The sequence below is a fragment of the Actinosynnema mirum DSM 43827 genome, assembly GCF_000023245.1.
Taxonomy (GTDB): Bacteria; Actinomycetota; Actinomycetes; order Mycobacteriales; family Pseudonocardiaceae; genus Actinosynnema; species Actinosynnema mirum.
Genome location: NC_013093.1, coordinates 7,917,457 through 7,937,728, shown reverse-complemented (window position 1 = coordinate 7,937,728; position 20,272 = coordinate 7,917,457). Strand labels below are relative to the sequence as shown.

Genomic DNA, 20,272 nt, shown 5'->3' with positions numbered 1-20,272 from the left:
CTGGCTGCGTTCAGCCGGCCGCGCTCAGTACCGGCCCCGGTCGCCGAGGAAGCAGCCGACGCCGTCCCGGTTGCCGTCCAGCCGGTGCCGGTCCTGGGCGGGCACCAGGATGATCCCGACGCCCCGGCCGCGCAGCCAGGCGCACGAGTCCTCCACGTACCAGGGGATCAGCCACGGCACGCACGACCCGGTGGTCCAGTAGGCCCGGTCGCACACCCCCTGCGGCTGCGTGGGCCGCGTGGTCGTCGGCGTGGTCGGCCGCACGCCCGGCGGCGGCTGGCCCGCGCCCGGCCCGGACTCCGGCGGCGCCCCGCCCTGCGGTGGGCCGCTGGGCTCCGACGGCGGCTCGCCACCGGTGCTGGGCGGCTGCTGCGCGGTGGTCGTGACGACCGGCTGCGTGGTCGTGGTCGGCGTGGTGGTGTCCGCGCTCCGCTCGCCGACCGGTTCCACCTCGGCCCTGGCCTCGGTGGGCGCGGGCAGCGGCGGCGTGGTCGGCGAGTGGCCGAGCAGGTCGGTCGTGTGGGTGGCGCTGAGCACCCCCGCGTTCGGCTGCGCGACGATCCGGCGCGACTCCACCGGTCTCGGGGTGTCGGCCGCGATCAGCAGCACCGCCAGCGCCGAGGCGGCCACCGCCGCGACGCCCCCGGCGAGGAGCGCCCGTCTCCCACTGCTCATCCCCCGCACCCGTCCCGACGGCATCCCACGGTGTCACGTGGAATCGCTGGTCAGCGGCCATCCGTTACCGCTGGACGATTCTTCACCCACTCCGGGCAACGAGCGCCTCGCCCGCAAGGGTGCGGCGCGTCAGGGGGACGAGGACTGCCCGTGCGGGCAACCCCGGAGCACCATGGCCGGTGTGGACCAAGGACTGCTCGGCCCGATGACGGTCACCTGGCAGCTCCACGCCGACCCGGCGATGTGGGTCGCGGGGATCACCAGCCTGAACCTCCAGGCGCTGCACCCGCGCGCGGTCGCGGGCGTGGTGCAGAACTCGGACTTCCGGACCGACCCGCTGGGCAGGCTCACCCGCACCGCGAGCTTCGTCGGCGTCACCACCTACGGCACCACCGACCAGGCCGAGCGCGCCGCCCGGCGGGTCAGGGCGGTGCACCGGGCGCTGCGCGCCACCGACGAGCGAGGCCGCTCGTTCGCGCTCGACGAGCCGGACCTGCTGCTGTGGGTGCACTGCGCCGAGGTGTCCTCGTTCGCGACCGTGGTGCGCCGCGCGGGCTACCGGCTCAGCCCGGCCCAGGTCGACCGGTACTACCGGGAGCAGCGGCGGGGTGCCGAGCTGGTCGGGCTGCGGGCGCGGGACGTGCCGGGCAGCGCGGGCGAGCTGGCCGAGTACTTCGCCGGGGTGCGTCCGCGGCTGCAACGGACCGCGGACTCCGAGCTGGTGCGGGAGTTCCTGCGCCGCCCACCGCTGCCGGGCCCGCTGCGGCACGCGCTGGCGGTGTACGAGCCGCTGCTGGGGCGCCTGGCGTACTCGCTGCTGCCGGACTGGGCGGTCGCGCTGCACGGTCGCCCCGCCTACCCGGCCGAGAGGGCCACCCGGCTGCTGCGCGGTCTGCGGGCGGCGGCCAGGCTCGTGCCCGCGCCGCTGCGGTGGAGCGTGCCGGACGGGCACGTGACGCGGGCGATCCGGCGCGGCGGCCTCGCCGTCGTCCCGCGCCGGGCGCTGCTGCCCCAGCCCTGACCCGGCCCCGATCCCAGAACCCCGATCCCAGAACCCCGGCCGCCTGCAAGCACATCCGGACGCGTTCCGGAAGGGTGCGAACAACCCCTTTGCTGCTCCAGAAGGGGTATGTCGTTGCGCTTTTGAGACGTACCGCACAGCCGGCATTCGGACCCGGCTGCTTAGCATTGCTGGCGGCTTGGTGCGCGATCCGCACCACGTTCCCGGACGACGAGAGGCGTGCGAGCGGATGCGTTACCGGAAGCTGGTCATGGCGATCACGGGGTCTGCGGTCCTGGCGGCGACGGCCGCCTGCGGGAGCGCGGACCAGAGCACCCTGGAGGGCAAGGCGGACGACGGCGCCCTCACCATCGGCATCCGCTACGACCTGCCCGGCATGTCCCAGCGGCGGATCGACGGCGAGTTCGTCGGCTTCGACGTCGACGTGGCCAAGTACGTCGCCGCGCAGTTCGACGTGCAGCCCGCGGGCATCACCTGGCGCGAGGTCCGGCCCGCCGACCGCGAGAAGCTGATCGCCTCCGGCGAGGTCGACCTGGTGGTCGCGAACTACTCGATCACCGAGCCGCGCAAGCAGCAGGTGGGCTTCGCGGGTCCGTACTTCCAGACCGGGCAGGGCCTGCTGGTCCGCGCGACCGAGGAGGCCATCACCGGCACCGAGGCGCTCAGCGGGAAGAAGCTGTGCTCGGTGACCGGCACGACCTCGGCGGCGAAGGTCAAGGAGGAGTTCGCGCAGGACGTCGAGCTGGTCGAGTACGGCCAGTACTCGGACTGCGTGACCGCCCTGCTCGCGGAGAAGGTCGACGCCGTGACCACGGACGAGGCCATCCTGACCGGCTTCGTCGGGCAGAACCCGGAGCTGCTCAAGCTCGTCGGCGAGCCCTTCACCACCGAGCGCTACGGCATCGGCCTGGCCAAGGACGACGCCGCGGGCAGGGGCAAGGTGGCCTCGGCGATCGAGAAGATGGTGAGCACCGGGGAGTGGAAGGCGGCGCTGGACCGCAACCTCGGCAGCGCGGAGATCGCCCTGCCCGAGCCGCCCGCGGTCACCGAAAAGTGATCACTCAGAAGTGATAGTTCCTCGCACTCGGTAGTGCTCGCGGGGTTGTCCCGATACTCTCGCCTGCGCAGGCCGTGGTTTCTGTGTCGTGTCACACGCTCGCGGAACAACACGCGGGCGTGCCTCTCCCCGCTTGCGTCGGCGGGGGGAACGCCCCCGGGACGGCCGGGGCCGCACCGTGCAGCCCCAAGCTTTCCTGCGATGGAGGCAGGCGGATGGCAGAGGGCACTGTCAAGTGGTTCAACGCTGAGAAGGGCTACGGCTTCATCGCCCAGTCCAACGGCGGACCTGACGTCTTCGTGCACTACTCGGAGATCCAGGGCAACGGGTTCCGCACGCTGGAGGAGAACCAGCGGGTGGAGTTCGAGATCGGCCAGGGCACGAAGGGGCCGCAGGCCCAGAACGTGCGAGCCTTCTGAGCGAACCCCGCCGGGGGCGCCGCCGACCGCGGCCGAAGGCTTCCCCACGACGGACCGAGGGCGCCGTCCCAGACCCACCGGGTCCGGGGCGGCGCCCTCGGCGTTCGTCAGGGGGATCGGCCCGCTGGGGAGCCTCACCCGCATGGGTGCACGCCGTACGGGCGACACCACATCACAGAGCGCTACATCATGCCGCGCTGGCGCGCTTCCCACTCCAGGCGCTGCATGACCCACTCGGTCGCCAGCGCCTGCGGCGAGGTCTGCCGCTCGGCGGCCAGCTCGCGGAGCTGCTCGTTGGCCATGAGCTGGAGCCGGAGCTGGTACACCTGCGCGTTGCCGAAGCTGGAGCCGGAGCCGGTCGTCTCGGTGTCGACGGTCTCCGGCGCGAGCGCGGCGAGGTACGACGTCAGCTCGTCGTCGCCGCCACCGACCGGACCACCCGCTTCGGGTTGCTCGGAGCGGTGCTTGCTGGACCTGCGTCCCAGGGAACCAAGAGCCACCGCGCCACGATAACGGTCCGGTTGCGGAACGCCTAGGCGTGTGGCGCGGGTCACAGTCTTTGTGGCATGGAGAGGCCCCCGCGCCAGGGGGAGGAACGCGGGGGCCGGAGGGGATCTCCACAGGTGCTGACCGGGGGTGTGTCAGCAATTCGGATTCTTGCACGCGCCCGTGCGCCATGGGAGTGGGTGCGCGGAAATTCTTCAGCCCGCGGTCGAGCGGAACCCGCGCAGGCGCAGGCTGTTGGAGACCACGAACAGGCTGGAGAAGGCCATCACGGCCCCCGCGAGCATGGGGTTCAGCAATCCGAGCGCCGCGATCGGCAAACCGGCGACGTTGTAGGCGAACGCCCAGAAAAGATTTCCCTTGATGGTCCGCAGCGTTCGCCGGGACAACCGGATGGCGTCCACCGCGACCCGCAGGTCGCCGCGCACCAGCGTCAGGTCGCCCGCCTCGATGGCCGCGTCCGCGCCGGTGCCCATCGCCAGCCCCAGGTCCGCCGCCGCCAGCGCGGGCGCGTCGTTCACCCCGTCGCCGATCATCGCGACCACCCGGCCCTGCTCCTGCAACCGTCGCACCGCGTCGACCTTGCCCGAGGGCAGCACCCCGGCGATCACCTCGTCGACGCCCACCTCGGCGGCCACCGCGCGCGCCACCACCTCGTTGTCCCCGGTCAGCAGCACCGGCCGCAACCCCAGGTCGCGCAGCCCGCGCACCGCCTCCGCGCTGGTCGGCTTCACCGCGTCGGTCACGCCCAGCAACCCCAGCGGCAGCCCGTTCGCGGTCACCGCCACCACCGTGCGGCCCCGGCCCTCCAGCTCCCGCCCGGCCGCCACCAGCTCCTCGGGCAGCCGCGCCGACGTCAACCGGCCGACCTCGACCCGCCTGCCCTCCAGCACCGCCGACACCCCGACGCCCACCTCGTTCGCGAACCCGGTCACCGGCGGCAGCTCGCCGACCTCGGCCCCGGCCCCGCGCACCACCGCCGCCGCGATCGGGTGCTCCGAGCCGTGCTCGGCCGCGCCCGCCACCCGCAGCAGCTCCGCCCGCTCCACGCCCGGCGCGGGCACCACGTCCACCAGCTCCGGCCGCCCGGTCGTCACCGTGCCGGTCTTGTCCAGCACCACCGTGTCCACCCGCCGGGTCGACTCCAGCACCTCGGGCCCCTTGACCAGGATGCCCAGCTGCGCGCCCCGCCCGGTGCCCACCAGCAGCGCGGTCGGCGTCGCCAGCCCCAGCGCGCACGGGCACGCGATCACCAGCACCGCCACCGTCGCCGTCATCGCGAACTGCACCGGGGCCCCGGACAGCAGCCACCCGACCAGCGTCACCAGCGCGATGCCCAGCACCACCGGCACGAACACCGCCGACACCCGGTCCGCCAGCCGCTGCACCTCGGCCTTGCCCGACTGCGCCTGCTCGACCAGCGCCGCCATCCTGGCCAGCTGGGTGTCCTCACCGACCCCGGTCGCCTCGACCACCAGCAGGCCGCCCGCGTTGACCGACCCGCCGACCACCCGGTCGCCGACCCCGACCTCCTCGGGCGCCGACTCGCCGGTGACCATCGACCGGTCCACCGCCGACGCGCCCTCGGCCACGACCCCGTCCGTCGCGATCCGCTCGCCCGGCCGCACCGCGAACCGGTCGCCAACCCGCAGCTCGGACACCGGGACCCGCACCTCGCGGCCGTCCCGCAGCACCGCCACGTCCTTCGCGCCCAGCGCCAGCAGCGCCCGCAGCGCGGCCCCCGCCCGCCGCTTCGACCTGGCCTCCAGCCAGCGGCCGAGCAGCAGGAACAGCGTCACGCCGACGGCCACCTCCAGGTAGACGTCACCGGTCGACGACGGGCGCGGCACCAGGCTGAACCCGTGCGTCATGCCCAGCTCGCCCGCGCCGCCGAGCACCAGGGCGTAGGCGGACCACAGGTAGGACACCGTGACGCCCATCGACACCAGGGTGTCCATCGTGCTGGCCCCGTGCCGCAGGTTGACCGCCGCGGCGCGGTGGAATGGCCAGCCGCACACCCACACCACGGTGGTGGCCAGCGCGAACGAGAGCCACTGCCAGGCGGGGAACTGCCAGGCCGGGACCATCGAGAGCACGATGACCGGCACGCCGAGCAGCGCGGCGAGCCGCACCCGCAGCCGGAGGTCGCCCGCGTGGTCGTCCTCCTCCGGCTCGGGGGCGCGGTCCTGTTGCGGTGCTTGCGCTCCGTAACCGGCCGCCTCGACCGTGGAGACCAGGTCCGCCACGTCCGTGCCGTCCGGGTACTCGACGCTCGCCTTCTCCGTGGCGTAGTTGACCGAGGCGGTCACCCCGTCGAGCTTGTTGAGCTTGCGCTCGATCCGGTTCGCGCACGACGCGCAGGTCATGCCGGTGATCGCCAGCTCGACCCTGCTGGTCCCGGTCTCCGCAGTCGTCATGGCCGTCAGCCCACCAGCTCGTAACCGGCCTCGGTGACGGCGGCCTTCACCTCGTCCAGGCCCAGCTCGCGGTCGCTGGTCACGGTGACGGCGCCGCTCTCCAGCACGACGGACACGTCGGTGACGCCCGAGATCCCGGTCAGCTCCTCGGTGACGGAGCTGACGCAGTGACCGCAGGTCATGCCGGTGACGGTGTAGGTGGCGACAGCCATGTCCACTCGCTCTCCTCGAAGGCCGTTTGCGCTTCCGAGGATACCCCCAGGGGGTAGTGGCGGGTCAGGCGGAGTCGTCCGACGGCTTCTCCAGCTGCGTGACCTCCCCCTCCAACCGCTCCACGAGCTGCTCCAGACCCGCGAGCATCCCGTCCAGCTCGCCCATCTTGTCGCTCATCAGCGCGTCGAGGTCGGCTTCCAGCGAGGCCAGCGACAGCCCGGCGAACACCGCCTGGGGGTCCGCGAACGGCACGTGCGGCGCGTCGGGCGTCTCAGCGCTGCTCCGCTCGGGTGAGCCGGTGGTCGCCTCCCCGGCCGCGGGCGCGCTCACCTCCTCGGGCGTCGGCTCGGTGGTCTGCTCCTGCTGCTTGCCGGGTTCCGGCTGGGTCATGGGGTACCGCCCTCCTGTTCGCCGCCAAGCACACCACGAGTGCTCCGGGGGCCGTGCGCTTGCACGGAAAGTAACGCTGCGTGGACCCCGAATCACTCTCCGGGGGGCTGCGGCACTTCGCAGGGCTCGCTTAGCCTCGCGCCAACCTCAAGTCGGGGAGGCGTCATGAGCGGGTCCCTAGAAGTTCGGCAGTTCCTGTGGAACCAGGACGAGATCGGGTCGAGGCCGGGCGGAGGAGGAGTCCCCGCCCAGCGAACCGGGGAGCCGTCGCGCGTCTCCGACGAACAGGTCCACCGGGCGCGGCTGTCGGTCGCGCGTGGGGCCACCAGCGCCGAGGACTGCAAGCTGCTGCTCGACATGCTCGGCCTGTCGCCGGGCGAGGACGGCGGTGTGCCGCCCGTCCAGCGGTGACCGGGCCCCGCTCCCCGCGCGTGGTGGGGGGCGGTCCACCGGGATCGACGCACCACGAGCACCACCCGAGCCCTCCGGGGCGCGGGTGGTGCTCTGCGTTTCACGGCTTCCCGCCCTCCGGGGCTCCAGCGGGCCTGAGGCGTTCCGGAGGCGCGGCGGCGTCCGGTCGGGGTGGCGGGGTGGGCGCGCGGGTCCCGAGAGCCCTTGAGGGCCGGGCGGGTCTTGTCGCCCGGTGCGCGGCGCCGGGTGCGTCGCGGGGGCGTGTCACCGGGGCGCGTCACCGGGGCGCGTCACAGACGTCCGTCCCCGCTGCCCTCCCCGGCGGTCCGAGGGTGGTGGCTCGTCCGGGTGGTGTTGGCGGGGGCGGAACGGGTAGTCGGGGTGGGGTCGCTCGGAGCGGTGAGCCCGTTCGGGGTGCCCGGTTCCCAGGGCTTACCCCTCCTCGGCGTCGAATGCGCCGGGTCGTGGGGCCCCGAGATCGTGGATTCGGCGCGGCGGTGAACCTGAAATCGCAGGTCAACTCACCTTTGGACCCCCCGTTTTGGAGTATCTGGCATGTGTGTTCTATAGTTACGATGCTTCCAACGACAGCGGTTGGAGGGCCTGGGAAGAAGGTGGCCCACCAGGGCTGCCGGAGGAACGAGGGTCCCCATCGTCTAGCGGCCTAGGACCCCGCCCTTTCAAGGCGGTAACGCGGGTTCGAATCCCGTTGGGGGTACGCAGTAGAGTAAGGTACGATCTGCACGAAGCAAGGCCCAGTGGCGCAGTTGGTTAGCGCGTCGCCCTGTCACGGCGAAGGTCGCGGGTTCGAGTCCCGTCTGGGTCGCAAGGCTGTTCGGCTGAGGCCGGGCCAGCTACCTGGCCAGGTAGCTCAGTTGGTACGAGCGACCGCCTGAAAAGCGGTAGGTCGGCGGTTCGACCCCGCCCCTGGCCACCAACAACGTTCGAAAGCCCCGCAGGGATTCCCTGCGGGGCTTTCGCTTTTTCGCGGGTTCGCCCCCGAATAGTCGCGCGCTATCCGGGAGCCGTTCGGTCAGTCGAATCGAATCACCGCGATCGCCTGGTCGTCGTGCGCTTTCGCGCGCCGCCAGCGAGTGCGATCCCGATCACGTTCCTCGGCCGCGCGGATGCGGTCCAGCACCGCCTCCGGCCCATTCCGGAATGCGATCCGCGTCACTTCCCGCCACGGGAACAGCCCGTAGTCGTCCACCCCGCAGGAGACGCCGTCGGTCGCGAGCACCGCCGTCGACACCGCGTCCCTCGGCCAGCTCCGCCGCACCGCCATCCCGGCCGCCGCCGGAGCGGCCTCGGCCACCCAGAACCCGCCGGGCCGGTTCCGCCAGTCGGTGACCTTCGCCACTCTCCCGCGCAGGTCCCGGAGCCGGTGGTCGGCCACGACCTCGCCCTCCTCGGGGATCGGGCCGCCGGGCGGGCCGAAGACCACGACCGGGCTGTCGGCCAGCACCAGCGCGTCCACGGTCTCGGTCGACCAGCGCAGGATCGCGACCGTGCTGGACGGGGAGTCGCCGGGGACCAGGCCGTGCCGCGCGCGGAGCCGGTCGATCGCGCCCGCGAGCTCCTCGGCCAGGTCGCCCAGCAGCGGCCCGGTGAACTGCGCGGCCAGCTCCCGCGAGTGCCAGCCGCCGTCGCGCTCCCTCGGCGTCGGCGAGGTGGCCCCGTCGAGCAGCACCACGGCGTTCTCCAGCAGCACGACCCGGTCCTCGGTGGGGCGGGGCAGCCCGTCCAGGCCGACGCCGGGCCGCTCGGCCGTGCTGATCACGGGCGTCGCGCGGGTCTGCGTCACGGCGCCAGCCTAGAGCGGCGTCGATCCGGAACGGCGTCAACCCAGGTTGACAAAACCGGATCTGTCAACCAAGGTTGACGCCATGACGGAAGCGACGCAACTCGCCTCGGCGGCGGGTGACCGGGATCCGGGAGTGGGGCTGCGAGCGGTCAGCGCGCTCCGCAAGCTCCTGGAGCACCTGGAATCGGCGCAGGTCCGCAACGCGCGGGCGAACGGGTGGTCGTGGCAGGAGATCGCGGCCGAGCTGGGGGTCACCCGGCAGGCCGTCCACAAGAAGCACGGGGGAGACCGATGATCGGGGAGCGGTTTACCAGGGAGGCGCGCCAGGCGGTCGTGGCGGCGGTGGGGGAGGCGGAGCGGGCCGGGTCCCGGCGGGTCGAGCCCGAGCACCTGGCGCTCGCGCTGCTCGACTCGCCCGCGCTCGCCGGGTTCGACCTGCCGCACGACGAGGTCGCCGCCGAGTTCGCGGACATCCGCCGCAGGGGCGGGCTGACCGGCGCCGACGTCGAGGCGCTGCGCGGGCTCGGCATCGACGTGGACGAGGTGCTGGGCGCGGCGGAGCGCTCGCTCGGCGGGGCGGACGGCGGGGGGACGGCGACCAGGGCCAGGCGCAGGTGGCGGCTGTTCGGCAACCACGTGCCGTTCGCGCCCGAGACCAAGCAGGCGCTCAACCGCAGCCTGACCGAGGCGCTCGACCTCGGCTGGTCGACGCTCACCGCCGACCACCTCGTGCTCGCGCTGCTCGTCGCGCGCGGGCCGGTGTCCGAGGTGCTCGGCGGGAGGGGCGTCCGGTACGCCGAGGTCAGGAAGCTGGTCGCCGCTCCACGTACGTGACCAGCGGCAGGAACGCCTGGGTGAGCGGGCCGATGGCCAGCGCGTACAGCACGGTGCCCACGCCGACCGTGCCGCCGAGCAGCCAGCCGATCCCCAGCACCGCGATCTCCACGGTGGTGCGCACCAGGCGCAGCGAGGTCCCGGTCCGCGCGCAGAAACCCGTGGTCAGGCCGTCGCGCGGGCCGGGGCCGAGCCGGGCGCCGATGTAGGTGGCGGCGGCCAGGCCGTTGAGCACGATGCCGAGGCCGAGGAACGTCGCCCGCCACGGAAGCGAGGTCGGCTCGGGCAGCACGGCCAGCCCGGCGTCCACCGCGACCCCGATGACCACGATGTTCGCCAGCGTGCCCACGCCCGGCCGCTGGCGCAGTGGGATCCAGCACAGCATCACCAGCACGCCCACCAGGGCCGTGATCGTGCCGAACGACAGGCCGGTGCGCTGCGCGAGGCCCTCGTGCAGCACGTCCCACGGGTCGAGGCCCAGGGTGGAGCGGATGTGCAGGGCCATGCTCGTGCCGTAGAGCCACAGGCCGAGGAGCAGCTGGGGCAGGCGGCGAACGGGTGCCGTTGAGACGGGCAACTGGGTCAAGGCTGCGAGCATGTGGCCATCTTCAGCCCGTGTTCATCGAACTGAGAAGGGCCAATAGCCAATAATTGGCCTCATGCAGCACTCGATCCCGCCAGGTGGACGTGTTTCCGGGTTCAGGCTCGCCAAGCTCCTCGGGGAGTGGCGACGACGAGGCGCGCGGCACGGGTCCGCCGACCTCGCCGCCGCCGTCCGGATGCTCGTCCTCGACGGGAGGCTGCCCGCCGGGACCCGGCTGCCCGCCGAGCGGGAGATGGCCGAGGCCCTGCCGGTCAGCCGGACGATGGTCAGCGCCGCCCTGGACCAGCTGCGCGCCGAGGGGCTCGTGGCGTCCCGGCGCGGGGCGGGGACGTGGATCAGCCTGCCCAGCGGCGGGGCCCTGGTCGGCGGGGCGGACACCCCGCTGGTCGGCAGCAGCATGGTCGACTTCGCGCGCGCGGCCCCGCCCGCGATCCCCGGCCTGCTGCCCGCGTTCGACGCGGTGCGGGCCCGGCTGCCCGAGCAGCTCGTCGACCACGGGTACTACGAGCACGGGGTGCCCGAGCTGCGGCGGCGCATCGCGCAGCGGTTCGAGGCGCGCGGGCTGCCCACCAGCCCGGACCAGATCCTCGTCACCAGCGGGGCGCAGCACGCGCTGGCACTCGTGCTGCGGATGCTCACCGGACCGGGCGACCGGGTGCTCGTGGAGCAGCCCAGCTACCCCAACGCGCTCGACGCGATCAAGGCCATGTCGGCGATCCCGGTCCCGGTCGCCATGACCGACACCGGCTGGGACCTGCCCGGCATCGCCGCCGCGCTGCGCCAGGCCGCGCCCCGGATGGCGTACGTGGTGCCGGACTTCCACAACCCCACCGCGCACCGGATGGACGCGGAGACCCGAGCCGGGCTGGCCGACCTCGCCCGCAGGGCCCGGACCCCGCTCGTGGTCGACGAGACGATAGTGGAACTGGACCTGGACGGTGACCCCCTGGACGGGCCGCCGCCGGTGGCCTCGTACGCCGACGACCTCGTGGTGACCCTCGGGTCCGCCAGCAAGTCGCACTGGGCCGGGCTGCGGATCGGGTGGATCCGGGCGTCCACCGAGGTCGTGCACCGGCTGGTGTCCAGCCGGACCGCGCTCGACCTCGGGTCCGCGGTGCTGGACCAGATGGTGCTCGCGGAGCTGCTGACCGAACCCGAGTCCGGGCTGGCGGACCGGCGGCGGCACCTGGCCGGGCAGCGGGACGTGCTGATGGCGGGACTGCGGGAGCACCTGCCGCAGTGGCGGTTCGACCGGCCGGGGGGCGGGTTGAGCGTGTGGTGCGAGCTGGACGCGCCGGTGAGCACGCGGATCGCGGTGGTGGCGCAGAACCACGGGATGCGGTTGGCGCCGGGGGCGCGGTTCGGGGCGCACGGGGGGTTCGAGCGGTGGCTGAGGCTGCCGTTCGTGCTGCCGCCGGACGTGCTGCGGGAGGCGGTGCGGCGGCTGGGGCTGGTGGCGGCCGCGGTGTCGGGGGGTGGATCGGTGCCGCACCAGGAGGTGGAGGTGCCGGTGGCGTGAGGGGGGCTTGGGCGGAGGCGCTGGTCGCGGGAAGCCGCTGGGTGCGCTTGCCCTGGTCGGTGGTGGCCGCTGGGGGTGGTGGCCGGTTGGTGGTGATTGCTGCCTCGGGGCAGTGCCGGGGCCTCGCCTGCGGGTGATCGACTGCGCCTCGGTAGGCGCGGGATCAGGTGCGGCGGATCCGGGGTGGCCTGGGGAGAGTCGGCGCGCGGCTTCGCTGGGGGCCGGGTTGGGAGCGGCTACCCGCTTTGGCGCGGTGGTCCCGAGGTGGTTGCCAGGTGCGGCTTGGGTTGTGCTTTTTGCTGGTGCTCGCATCACTTCGTGATGCGAACCCACAGCGGGAGACGCTCCAGGGAGTGGCGTCTCCCGCTGTGGGCTCCCGTGCGATCCCGTCGGCGCAGGGGCAGCGCGACGTCGGGACCGTTCCCGTTCGTGCCGGGGCGCGGTCGGCAGGAACGGGGAGCTTGTGCGGGGGTGTGCCTGTGGTGCGGGGAGGAACGACGGCGCTCTGCGCAAGCGCCTCGGCGCGCGCGGACCGGTGCCTGGCGGCGTCGTTCAGTCGGGCGAGGTGCTCGGCAGGCCGGGGACGCGACCGGGTGAGCGGTCGTCGTCCGCGCGCTCCGCGACCCGGATCACGGGGGTCGGGAGGTCGGCCGACGGGGTGAGCAGCGCGGTCGGCGCGTTGCCGCCCCGGTTGTTGCTGGAAGAGGTGTCCTGCGCCCCGCCCGAGGAGGCCGAGGGGCCGCCCGACGGCGCGTGCTGCGGCGCCGGGGACGGGGGGTGCGCGGGAGCCTCGGGCGCCGGGCGCTCCCAGGTCTCCTGGTGCGGCTCGGCGGGCGCGTCCTCGTGCGCCTGCTCGGGAGCCGCCTGCGTCACGACGGGGGTCTGCTGCCTGCGGGGGGTGGTGCTCGTCGGGGCCGAGGGGGACCGGTCCGGCGCGGTGGCCGACTGGGGCGCCGCGGTCGGTTCGGGAGCCTGGGGCTCCTGGGCCGCTGGCCCGGTCGGGGCGTCCGGGGTCGTGCCGGGGACCGCGTTCGTGACCGCGTCGCCCAGCACCGGGATGATCGCCAGCCTGCCGACCACCTTGCCGCCGATCAGCACCGGGATCGTGGTGACCTGACCGGTGAGCGTGGACGCTTCGAGGTCCGAGGCGGTCAGGATCGTCGAGACCGCGCCACCGGACAGGGTCGTGGTGGAGGTGGGGCCCGTCGCGGAGCCGCCGATGAGGGAGCTGCCGGTCAGCGAGCCGCCGGTGAGGGAGCTTCCGGTGAGGGAGCCGCCCTGGACCTGCGCGGCACCGGTGGGCTGCTGGGCGGACTGCTGCGTGGACTGCTGGGCCGTGAGCGCCGAGCCCTGGAGCGAGGTGGGCTGCGCACCGGCCTGCGTGGTGGCCTGGAGCGCGTCCGTCGTCGCGGTGGACTGCGGCTGCCGCGCGGGGGCCGTGGTCGACGCCCCGAGCGCCTGCGCGGCGAGCTGCGCCGAGGTCGGCCCCGTCGACGTCGACCCGGACTGGGCGAGCGCGGTGGGTGCTGACTGGGCGGGTGCTGACTGCGCGTGCAGGGGTTGGCCGAGCTGGGGGACGACCGTCTGGGCGACCGTCGACTGGGTGAGTCGAGTCGGCTGAAAGGCCGCCGACTCGGGCAGCCGGGCGCTCTGCGCGAGTGCGCCCTGGAGCGCGGCGAGCTGCGCCGCGATCGGGCTCACCGCCGTGACCTGGGCGCTGTCGCCGATCGTGGCGCCGAGCACCGCCTGGTCGTCCTCCGCCCACGCGCTCCCCGATGAGGCCAGCCAGGCCGCTCCGGCGAGCCCCGCCACCACGAATCCCCTGAGCAGCAGCGAGCCGCCGCGGCGCAGGACGTTGCTGAGTGCCACGCGGATCACCACCGTTCCGGATGGGGCGAACGGGACGGGACCGTTCTGAGGTCGACGTTCGAGGTATGTCTAGCACCGGGCGCAGCTTTTGCGAACGGCATCGGGACGAAGCAACCCGTAAGGGCGGTCCTCTGCGGCTGTCCGGGGCGCGAGGGCGGGGTGTGAACACCGTCAGTCGTTGTCACGCCACGTGCTCGTGCCCCCGTCCGTCCGTTGTGGACCGCCCCGGAGTCACCCTTTCGCGTCCGATGTGGACGTTGGTGGGGTGCAGCGTGTGAGGGCTTACCCGTCGGTCACCGTTCCGGGCGAACGACCGCACGTGCAGATGCACGGGACCCCTGGGTGGTTGCCCGGTGTGGGCCGTTCGTGTGACCCGGTCCGGGAGCGCTCCCGGGACCCTGCGTCGCGGCGGCCGGGCGGCCGGGGCCCGGGGAGGCCCCCGGACCGCTCCGGCGGGCCTCACCAGCCCGCCTCGGCCATGCGGCGGCGCAGCAGCGCGAGGCACCGCCCGCGCGCCGCGCCCGCGCTGCACGCGGCCACCCCGGCTGCCTCGGCGATCAGCCGCCCGTCGGGCCGAGGCCCGGCCGCGACCAGCAGCAGCACCGCCCGACACCGCTCGTCCACCCCGTCCAGCGCCACCCGCAACGCCCGCTCCTGCGCCCGCCGCACCACGAAGTCCTCACCGGACTCCCCGAACCCACCGGGCTCCCCGACCCGCCCGGAACCCCCACCCGCGCCGAAGACGCCGAACGGTCCGAAAGGGGCGAACGGGCTCAGCGGGCGCGGCGGATGCGTCGACCCCGCCGACCCCGCCGAACGCGCCGGCCCGGCCGACCCCGCCGACCCAGCTGACCCCGCTGGCCCAGCTGACTCCGCTGGCCCGGCCGACTCCGCTGGCCCGGCCGACTCCGCTGGCCCGGCCGACTCCGCTGGCCCGGCCGACTCCGCTGGCCCGGCCGACCCCGCCGGAGCGGCCGACCCCGCCGGAGCGACCGGACTCGCCGCCCCCGCTGGCCCCGCTAGATCCGCCGAACGCGCCGGATGCGCCGAACTTCCGGGAACCAGCAGGCGAGAAGGAGTCGCCGTCCCTGGGGAAGTCGCCGCCTCCAGAGAGAGCCCCGCGCCCAGGGGAGCCGCCCCAGGGCGGGCCGCCTCCGACGGAGGCGCCGGGATCAGGGAAGCCGCCGGAGTCGGGTGGGCCGAGAGGGGCAAGAGGGCTGGTGGAGTCGTCGGAGTCGGGTGGGTCGCCGAGGCTGGCTGCGGGCTCGAAGGGGTGGTCGGTGTCGTTGGCGGCGTCGGGGCGGGTGGGGTGGGGGCATCGCCCGGCAGGGTGAAGCCGCCCCACCAGGCGCTCGACCGCCGCCCGCCGCCCGTGCAGCCGCCGCCGGTGAGGGCGTCGTGCCAGTGGTCGCCTGCCGCGGTGTCGCCCAGGGCGGTGGCCGGGAGTTCCCGGCAGCGGGTCCTGAGCTGCTTGCGGGCCTGGTTGCGGGCCGTCGCCGCCAGCCAGGAGATCAGCTTCGCCGGGTCCCGGAGCGCGTCCGCGTGCTCGGCCAGCGCCAACCACGTGGACTGGCAGGCGTCCGCCGCCTCCTCCTCGGTCAGCCGGTGGTCCCCCACCACCGACCGCACCAGGGGCGCGTACCGCCCGACGATCTCCCGCCACGCCCGCTCGTCGCCCGTGCCCGCCCCGGCGAGCAGGACCGCATCGCTGCTGTGTCGCATGACCGCTCGGACCGCCCCCGCCGCCCGCGCGTTTCCGCAGGCACACGAAGGTGCGCACGATGTATCCACGGCCGATGAACCCGCTCGGGGCGCCCGCCGCCCCGAGCGGGCGCCCCTCGGCTCACTCCGCCCGCAGCCCCTCCGTCGTGATCGCCGACCGCAGCGCGGGCAGCGCGCAGGCGCCCACGGCCAGCGCCACCGCCCCGGCCGCCCCGAACGCCGTCACCAGCGCCGCCCAGTCCACCCGGAACCGGTCCGCGGGCACCACCAGCCACGCCGTCACCAGGCCCAGCGGCACGGCCACGGCCAGGCCCAGCGCCGCCGGGATCGCCGCCTGCCACAGCGCCGCCCGCACCAGCGTCCCCCTCGGCGCCCCGCTCGCCGCCAGCACCGCCACCGGCGCGCGCCGCTCCCACACCCGGTCCACCGCGACCACCCCCAGCCCGACCACGGCCAGCAGGGTCAGCAGCACCGACCCGCCGAGCACCGCGCCGCGCAGGGTCGTGAACAGCTCCACCCGCCCCGCCTCGTACCCGGTGAGCAGCGCCGACGCCCGGTCGACCCGCTCGGTCACCGCCTGCAGCCGCTCGCCGAACGTCTCGTCCGGGTCGCCCCGCACCACCAGCTGCTGCGGCCCCAGCGCCAGCAGCGCCGGCTCGTCGGCCACGACCAGGCCCCGGTACGTCCCGGCCCCCTCCACCGCCCGGTGCTCGGGGACCCGCCACGTGACCGGCTCGCCGCCGAACACCCGCAGCAGCACCTCGGTTCCGGCCGCTGGCGGCGTGCCGTCGACCAGGTAGGCGCGGCCCGGCGCGCAGTCGGACACCCCCAACCGGTCCGCGATCTCCGCGCAGTCGGTGCTGGTCACCAGCACGCCGTCGGTGTGCGCCACCCGCACCTCGCTGATCCGCCGCGCCCCGCCGACCAGCGACACCGACTCGGCCAGCTCCCGCACCGGCGTGCCCGGCGCGAGGCCCAGCACCCACCGGCCCGGCTCCGCGCCCAGGCTGGACCGGGCCGCGACGTGGTCGGCGGCGACGCCGAGCAGCACCTGCAGCGTCAACCCGCCGCCCAGCACCACCACGACCCCGGCCAGCACCCTCGGCGTGCTCCGGTCGAACCGCAGCGCCCGCACCGCCAGCATCCCGGCCACCCCGTCCGGCCGCACCCGCCGCGCCACCCGGTGCACCAGCCACGGCAGCAGCGCGCCCGTCCCCGCCAGCACCAGCGCCACGCCGACCCCGGCCGCGCCCGCCAGCGGCGGCGAGTCCACCAGCTCGGTGAACGTCACCGCGACCGACAGCACCACCAGCACCAGCACGCCCGCGCCGACCAGCCCGAGCCGCCACGCCACCCTGCGCGGCGGCACCTCGGCTCGCTCGCCCAGGCCCAGCGGACCGGTCGTCCCCGCGCCCACGCCGAGCACCGCCGCGCCGACCGCCACCAGCGGCACGCCCAGCGCGATCACCAGCGACGGCAGCGGCGCGGGCAGCACGTCCGTGGGGAAGAACCCGATGTCCTCCACCTCGGCGAACCGCACCAGCGGTCGCGCCGCGAAGAACAGCGCCGACCCCACCAGCAGCCCGAGCAGCCCGCTGACCAGCGCCTCGCCCGCCGCGATCCGCCGCACCCGCGCGCGGGACGCGCCGACCAGCCGGATCGAGGACAGCCGCCGGTCCCGCCCCGTCGCCCCCAGCCGGGTCGAGACCAGCACGAACGTGCCCAGCGGCAGCAGCACCGCGACCAGCCCGGCGAGCACCAGCAGCCGGTAGAACGGCTCCCACGTCGGCGGCGGTCGCTCCACCCCGAACCCGGCCACCGCCTCCGCCCCGTCGAGGTGGTGCGCGGCGAGCCCGGCGTAGAAGGAGAGGGAACCGGGGCGGGCCAACCCCTCGTCGGCGATCACGCCGATGACCCGCTCCGGGAACCTCGCCCGCACGCCCTCGTCCGCGCCGAGCAGGTCGAACAGGGCGGGCGACACCACGATCTCGCCCGCGTCGGGGACCCGGCCGACCCCCGGCGGCGCGGGCGCGTCCTGGGACGCCGCCGCCAGCTCCAGCCCGGTGATCAGCCTGCCCTGCCAGGACACCACCACGCTCCTGGCGCGCAGCGCCGCGTCCTGCGCGACCGGGGCGGGCCGGGGCAGCGCCGCCCCGACCCGCTCCGACTTCGCCTCGCGCGCGGGCCCGATGGACGCGCCGAGCAGCAGCACGACCGCGCCGAGGCCCACCCCGACGGCGGTGAGCGCCAGCCTGGCCCACGCCGTCCGGCCGCCCCCGACGGCGAGCCGAACGCCGAGGACCAGGTCTGCCGCCCAGTGCGCGCGAGGGGTCATTCGGTGCGCAGTCCCAGCGCCCCGGTGGCCTTGCGCAGCGACGGCAGCGTCAGCGCCGTCACCAGCAGGCCGAGGACCAGGGCGAGGGCCGAGTACTCGGCGACGCCGACCCAGTCCAGCTCGACCGGCCTGCCGAACGTGCGCAGCAGCAGCGCGCCGAGCCCCGCGCCGGTGGCGACGGCGACCAGCACGGCCAGCACCAGCGGGACCGCGTTCTGCCACAGCAGCGACCGGGCCAGCACGCCGCGCGGGACCCCGCCCGCGAAGAGCGCGGCCAGCGGCCGCCTGCGCTCCTTGATCTGCTCCAGCGCCACGACCAGCAGGCTCCCCGCCGCCAGCAGCAGGGTGAGCAGCGAGCCCGCGAACAGGCCGCCCCGCATCTGCCGGTACTGCTCCGCCTCCTCGGACAGGTCGGCGGTGCCCACGTGGTGCGACTGGAGCTTCCAGGCCAGCGGGGCCAGCGCGGTGCGCGCGTTGTCCGCCGCCTCCGCGACGCGCCCGTCCAGCAGCGCGATCACCCCGCCGCTGGAGGCCGCCGCCCTGGGCAGGTCGCGAGCCGCGCCGGGCGTCACGTGCAGCCCGTACAGGTCGGACTTGTCCGGCGGCAGCGCGACCTGCCGGGCCTCGGGCGCGCGCCACGTCCCGAGCGGCGTCCGGTCGTCGTGCGTTCTGCCGCGCCCGTCGGTCCGGATCGTCGCCGCGTTCGCCAGGGGGAGCACGGTCAGCTCGGAGCCGGGGGCCACCCGCCAGTACGGGGTCTGGCCCTCCAGGTGGAAGCTGTAGGCCGCGCCGTCGACGCACTCCGGCACGCCCCGCGCCAGCAGCATCGCGCAGTCGCTGATCACCACCTGCTGCTCGACCTCGTCGCTCCGGACGTACGCGTACTCGGGGGTGAAGACCCGCTCGACGCCCGCGACGCCGTCCAGCAGCTCGACCGCGCGCCCGCGCAGCCCGGCGTCCTCGGCGGGGGTGATCGAGTACCTGCCGTTGGACGCGACGGTCAGCAGCGACTCGTCGACCCGCGGCCCGCTGCCGTCCGGGATCGCCCTCTCCACGTTGGTCAGGACGCTCTGCAGGGCGATCGCCCCGGCCAGCACGACGGCCACGCCGCCGACGACGCGCGCCGCGGTGCCGCTGTCGAGCTGGAGCCTGCGCATGGCGAGCTGCCAGGACGGCGCGCCCCGGTGCGCCCGCTGCACGGAGCGCTCCAGCGCCCAGGGCAGCAGCGCGGGGACGCCGAACAGCAGCAGCGTGCTGCCCGCGACCAGCGTCTGCTGGGAGCTGCCGCTGACCAGCCGCCCGGTGAACGCGCCCGCCTGCGACGCGAGCAGGGCGACGCCCGCCACGACCGGCAGGGCCCGCCACCACAGCTTCCGGCGCGCGGGCCTGGTCTGCCGCACCACGCCGAGCGGTTCCACCACGGTGCGGCGCATGGCCACCAGCGCGGTGACCACCGCCAGCGCGGGCACCAGCGCGACCAGGAGCGCCACCAGCGCGGGGGCCGGGGTCAGGTCCTCGGCGAACACGCTCATCCCGACCAGCTCGACCTCCTCCACGTGCCGCCTGGCCAGCAGGAACAGCCCGCCGCCGAGCGCCAGCCCGACGAGCGCGCCGACCAGCGCCTCGCCCGCGGCGATCAGCCGGACCCGTCCGGCTCCCGCGCCGACCAGCCGCAGCGCGGCGAGCCTGCGGTCGCGCTGGGCGCCTGCGAGGCGGGTGCTCACGCCGATGAAGACCAGGACGGGGAACAGCAGCACCACGCACCCGGTCAGCCCGAGCACCAGCAGGAACGGCGGCACCAGGGACATCTCGCTCGGGACGCCGAACCGGCCGACGGCGTTCTGCGCGGTGGGCACGACCGAGGCGTCGCCCGCGAAGTAGGCCAGGTCGTGCGGCGTGGTCAGGCCCTCGTCGGCGATGGTCCCGACGACCCTCTGCGGGAACCGCTCGCGCAGCACCGCGTTGTCGGGGTCGGCGAGCAGCTCGGCCAGCGCGGGCGACACGTACATCTCGCCGTCGGCCGGGATCACCGGGATGCCCGGCGGCACCGGCGCCTGCGGGCCGCCCGCGAGCAGGTGCTTGCCCGCGATCGGGCCGTGGTCGCGGTACGCGCTGTACCAGCTCTCCGAGTGCAGGACCCGCTCGGCGGGCGTGCCCGCGGCGGGGCTCTCGGCCAGCCGCGCGTCCTGCCGCGCGTCCCGGTTGGCCATGATCGACGGGATGGCCGCGGCCACGAACAGCAGCACCACCCCGAGTCCGATGCCGACGCCGGTCAGCGCCTGCCTGGCCCAGGACTCGCGCCCGCCGCCGACCGCCAGCCGGACGCCGAGCGCCAGGTCGTCGAACACCCGCTTCACCTGGCGCGCTCCACTTCGCGGGGCCTGACGTCACCACGTGCCACCCGGTCGCACGCCTGGCTCCCGGTCGCCGCGCGCAGGTCCGCGGCTTCGAGCAGGGGCCTCATCGGGCCACCTCCGT

Annotated in this window: 18 protein-coding genes, 3 tRNA genes and 1 pseudogene; 10 read left to right on the top strand and 12 right to left on the bottom strand. The window is 74.9% G+C overall.

What is annotated here, in order from left to right:
* Positions 1 to 24 precede the first annotated feature (24 nt).
* On the bottom strand, positions 25 to 675 hold the full coding sequence (locus AMIR_RS33710) for a hypothetical protein (RefSeq protein ID WP_143761008.1): 651 nt from the start codon (positions 673 to 675) through the stop codon (positions 25 to 27).
* 172 nt (positions 676 to 847) lie between these two features.
* Between AMIR_RS33710 and AMIR_RS33705 the strand changes: the two genes are divergently transcribed.
* The 3 genes from AMIR_RS33705 (at position 848) to AMIR_RS33695 (ending at position 3,172) form a co-directional block, all read left to right on the top strand.
* Complete coding sequence (locus AMIR_RS33705) at positions 848 to 1,696, top strand: oxygenase MpaB family protein (protein WP_015805475.1); 849 nt, start codon at positions 848 to 850, stop codon at positions 1,694 to 1,696.
* A gap of 229 nt (positions 1,697 to 1,925) precedes the next feature.
* Complete coding sequence (locus AMIR_RS33700) at positions 1,926 to 2,753, top strand: glutamate ABC transporter substrate-binding protein (protein WP_015805474.1); 828 nt, start codon at positions 1,926 to 1,928, stop codon at positions 2,751 to 2,753.
* Between the two features lie 215 nt (positions 2,754 to 2,968).
* Positions 2,969 to 3,172 (top strand): cold-shock protein, encoded by a 204-nt coding sequence (locus tag AMIR_RS33695; protein WP_015805473.1) that lies wholly within the window; start codon positions 2,969 to 2,971, stop codon positions 3,170 to 3,172.
* 182 nt (positions 3,173 to 3,354) lie between these two features.
* On the opposite strand, the gene AMIR_RS33690 is transcribed toward AMIR_RS33695, so the two are convergent.
* The 4 genes from AMIR_RS33690 to AMIR_RS33675 all read right to left on the bottom strand — a co-directional run bounded on the left by AMIR_RS33690 (position 3,355) and on the right by AMIR_RS33675 (position 6,696).
* A complete protein-coding gene (locus AMIR_RS33690; RefSeq protein WP_015805472.1) occupies positions 3,355 to 3,672 on the bottom strand; it encodes a hypothetical protein in 318 nt (105 codons plus the stop codon).
* A 201-nt stretch (positions 3,673 to 3,873) separates the two neighbouring features.
* Positions 3,874 to 6,093: a heavy metal translocating P-type ATPase gene (locus AMIR_RS33685; RefSeq protein ID WP_015805471.1), complete on the bottom strand. Its 2,220-nt coding sequence runs from the start codon at positions 6,091 to 6,093 to the stop codon at positions 3,874 to 3,876.
* A 5-nt stretch (positions 6,094 to 6,098) separates the two neighbouring features.
* Positions 6,099 to 6,305, bottom strand: a complete 207-nt coding sequence (locus tag AMIR_RS33680; RefSeq protein ID WP_041838620.1) for a heavy-metal-associated domain-containing protein — start codon at positions 6,303 to 6,305, stop codon at positions 6,099 to 6,101.
* Between the two features lie 64 nt (positions 6,306 to 6,369).
* Positions 6,370 to 6,696: a hypothetical protein gene (locus AMIR_RS33675; RefSeq protein ID WP_015805469.1), complete on the bottom strand. Its 327-nt coding sequence runs from the start codon at positions 6,694 to 6,696 to the stop codon at positions 6,370 to 6,372.
* Between the two features lie 165 nt (positions 6,697 to 6,861).
* On the opposite strand from AMIR_RS33675, the gene AMIR_RS33670 reads away from it, so the two are divergent.
* From AMIR_RS33670 to AMIR_RS33655, 4 genes are all read left to right on the top strand, one after another.
* Positions 6,862 to 7,107, top strand: a complete 246-nt coding sequence (locus AMIR_RS33670; RefSeq protein WP_015805468.1) for a hypothetical protein — start codon at positions 6,862 to 6,864, stop codon at positions 7,105 to 7,107.
* A 645-nt stretch (positions 7,108 to 7,752) separates the two neighbouring features.
* Positions 7,753 to 7,825, top strand: a tRNA-Glu gene (locus AMIR_RS33665).
* 34 nt (positions 7,826 to 7,859) lie between these two features.
* A tRNA-Asp gene (locus AMIR_RS33660) sits at positions 7,860 to 7,933 on the top strand.
* Positions 7,934 to 7,967: 34 nt separating this feature from the next.
* Positions 7,968 to 8,044 (top strand) — tRNA-Phe (locus tag AMIR_RS33655).
* Positions 8,045 to 8,140: 96 nt separating this feature from the next.
* Here AMIR_RS33655 and AMIR_RS33650 read toward each other — a convergent pair.
* Positions 8,141 to 8,911: a hypothetical protein gene (locus AMIR_RS33650; RefSeq protein ID WP_015805467.1), complete on the bottom strand. Its 771-nt coding sequence runs from the start codon at positions 8,909 to 8,911 to the stop codon at positions 8,141 to 8,143.
* Positions 8,912 to 8,993: 82 nt separating this feature from the next.
* On the opposite strand from AMIR_RS33650, the gene AMIR_RS33645 reads away from it, so the two are divergent.
* Together AMIR_RS33645 and AMIR_RS33640 are read left to right on the top strand one after the other, a co-directional pair.
* Positions 8,994 to 9,206, top strand: coding sequence for an AsnC family protein (locus AMIR_RS33645; RefSeq protein ID WP_015805466.1), 213 nt, complete (start codon positions 8,994 to 8,996; stop codon positions 9,204 to 9,206).
* Positions 9,203 to 9,745, top strand: coding sequence for a Clp protease N-terminal domain-containing protein (locus AMIR_RS33640; protein ID WP_015805465.1), 543 nt, complete (start codon positions 9,203 to 9,205; stop codon positions 9,743 to 9,745). Before AMIR_RS33645 ends, AMIR_RS33640 begins: the two co-directional genes overlap by 4 nt.
* On the opposite strand, the gene yczE is transcribed toward AMIR_RS33640, so the two are convergent.
* Positions 9,714 to 10,343 carry a membrane protein YczE gene (gene yczE / locus AMIR_RS33635; RefSeq protein WP_015805464.1) on the bottom strand — a complete coding sequence of 210 codons (630 nt, stop codon included), beginning with the start codon at positions 10,341 to 10,343 and terminating at the stop codon, positions 9,714 to 9,716. The genes AMIR_RS33640 and yczE overlap by 32 nt on opposite strands.
* A gap of 61 nt (positions 10,344 to 10,404) precedes the next feature.
* Between yczE and yczR the strand changes: the two genes are divergently transcribed.
* Positions 10,405 to 11,868, top strand: coding sequence for a MocR-like transcription factor YczR (gene yczR / locus AMIR_RS33630; protein WP_015805463.1), 1,464 nt, complete (start codon positions 10,405 to 10,407; stop codon positions 11,866 to 11,868).
* A 552-nt stretch (positions 11,869 to 12,420) separates the two neighbouring features.
* Here the strand turns inward: yczR and AMIR_RS33625 are convergent.
* The 5 genes and pseudogenes from AMIR_RS33625 to AMIR_RS33610 all read right to left on the bottom strand — a co-directional run bounded on the left by AMIR_RS33625 (position 12,421) and on the right by AMIR_RS33610 (position 20,151).
* On the bottom strand, positions 12,421 to 13,737 hold the full coding sequence (locus AMIR_RS33625; RefSeq protein WP_143761006.1) for a hypothetical protein: 1,317 nt from the start codon (positions 13,735 to 13,737) through the stop codon (positions 12,421 to 12,423).
* Positions 13,738 to 14,196: 459 nt separating this feature from the next.
* Positions 14,197 to 14,406 (bottom strand): hypothetical protein, encoded by a 210-nt coding sequence (locus tag AMIR_RS42510; protein ID WP_049797028.1) that lies wholly within the window; start codon positions 14,404 to 14,406, stop codon positions 14,197 to 14,199.
* Between the two features lie 798 nt (positions 14,407 to 15,204).
* Positions 15,205 to 15,459 (bottom strand): annotated as a pseudogene (locus tag AMIR_RS43340) (RNA polymerase sigma factor); the annotation flags it as partial.
* A 121-nt stretch (positions 15,460 to 15,580) separates the two neighbouring features.
* Positions 15,581 to 17,794 carry an FtsX-like permease family protein gene (locus AMIR_RS33615; RefSeq protein ID WP_015805460.1) on the bottom strand — a complete coding sequence of 738 codons (2,214 nt, stop codon included), beginning with the start codon at positions 17,792 to 17,794 and terminating at the stop codon, positions 15,581 to 15,583.
* Positions 17,791 to 20,151 carry an FtsX-like permease family protein gene (locus tag AMIR_RS33610; protein ID WP_015805459.1) on the bottom strand — a complete coding sequence of 787 codons (2,361 nt, stop codon included), beginning with the start codon at positions 20,149 to 20,151 and terminating at the stop codon, positions 17,791 to 17,793. The genes AMIR_RS33615 and AMIR_RS33610 overlap by 4 nt, the downstream gene beginning before the upstream one ends.
* Positions 20,152 to 20,272 lie beyond the last annotated feature (121 nt).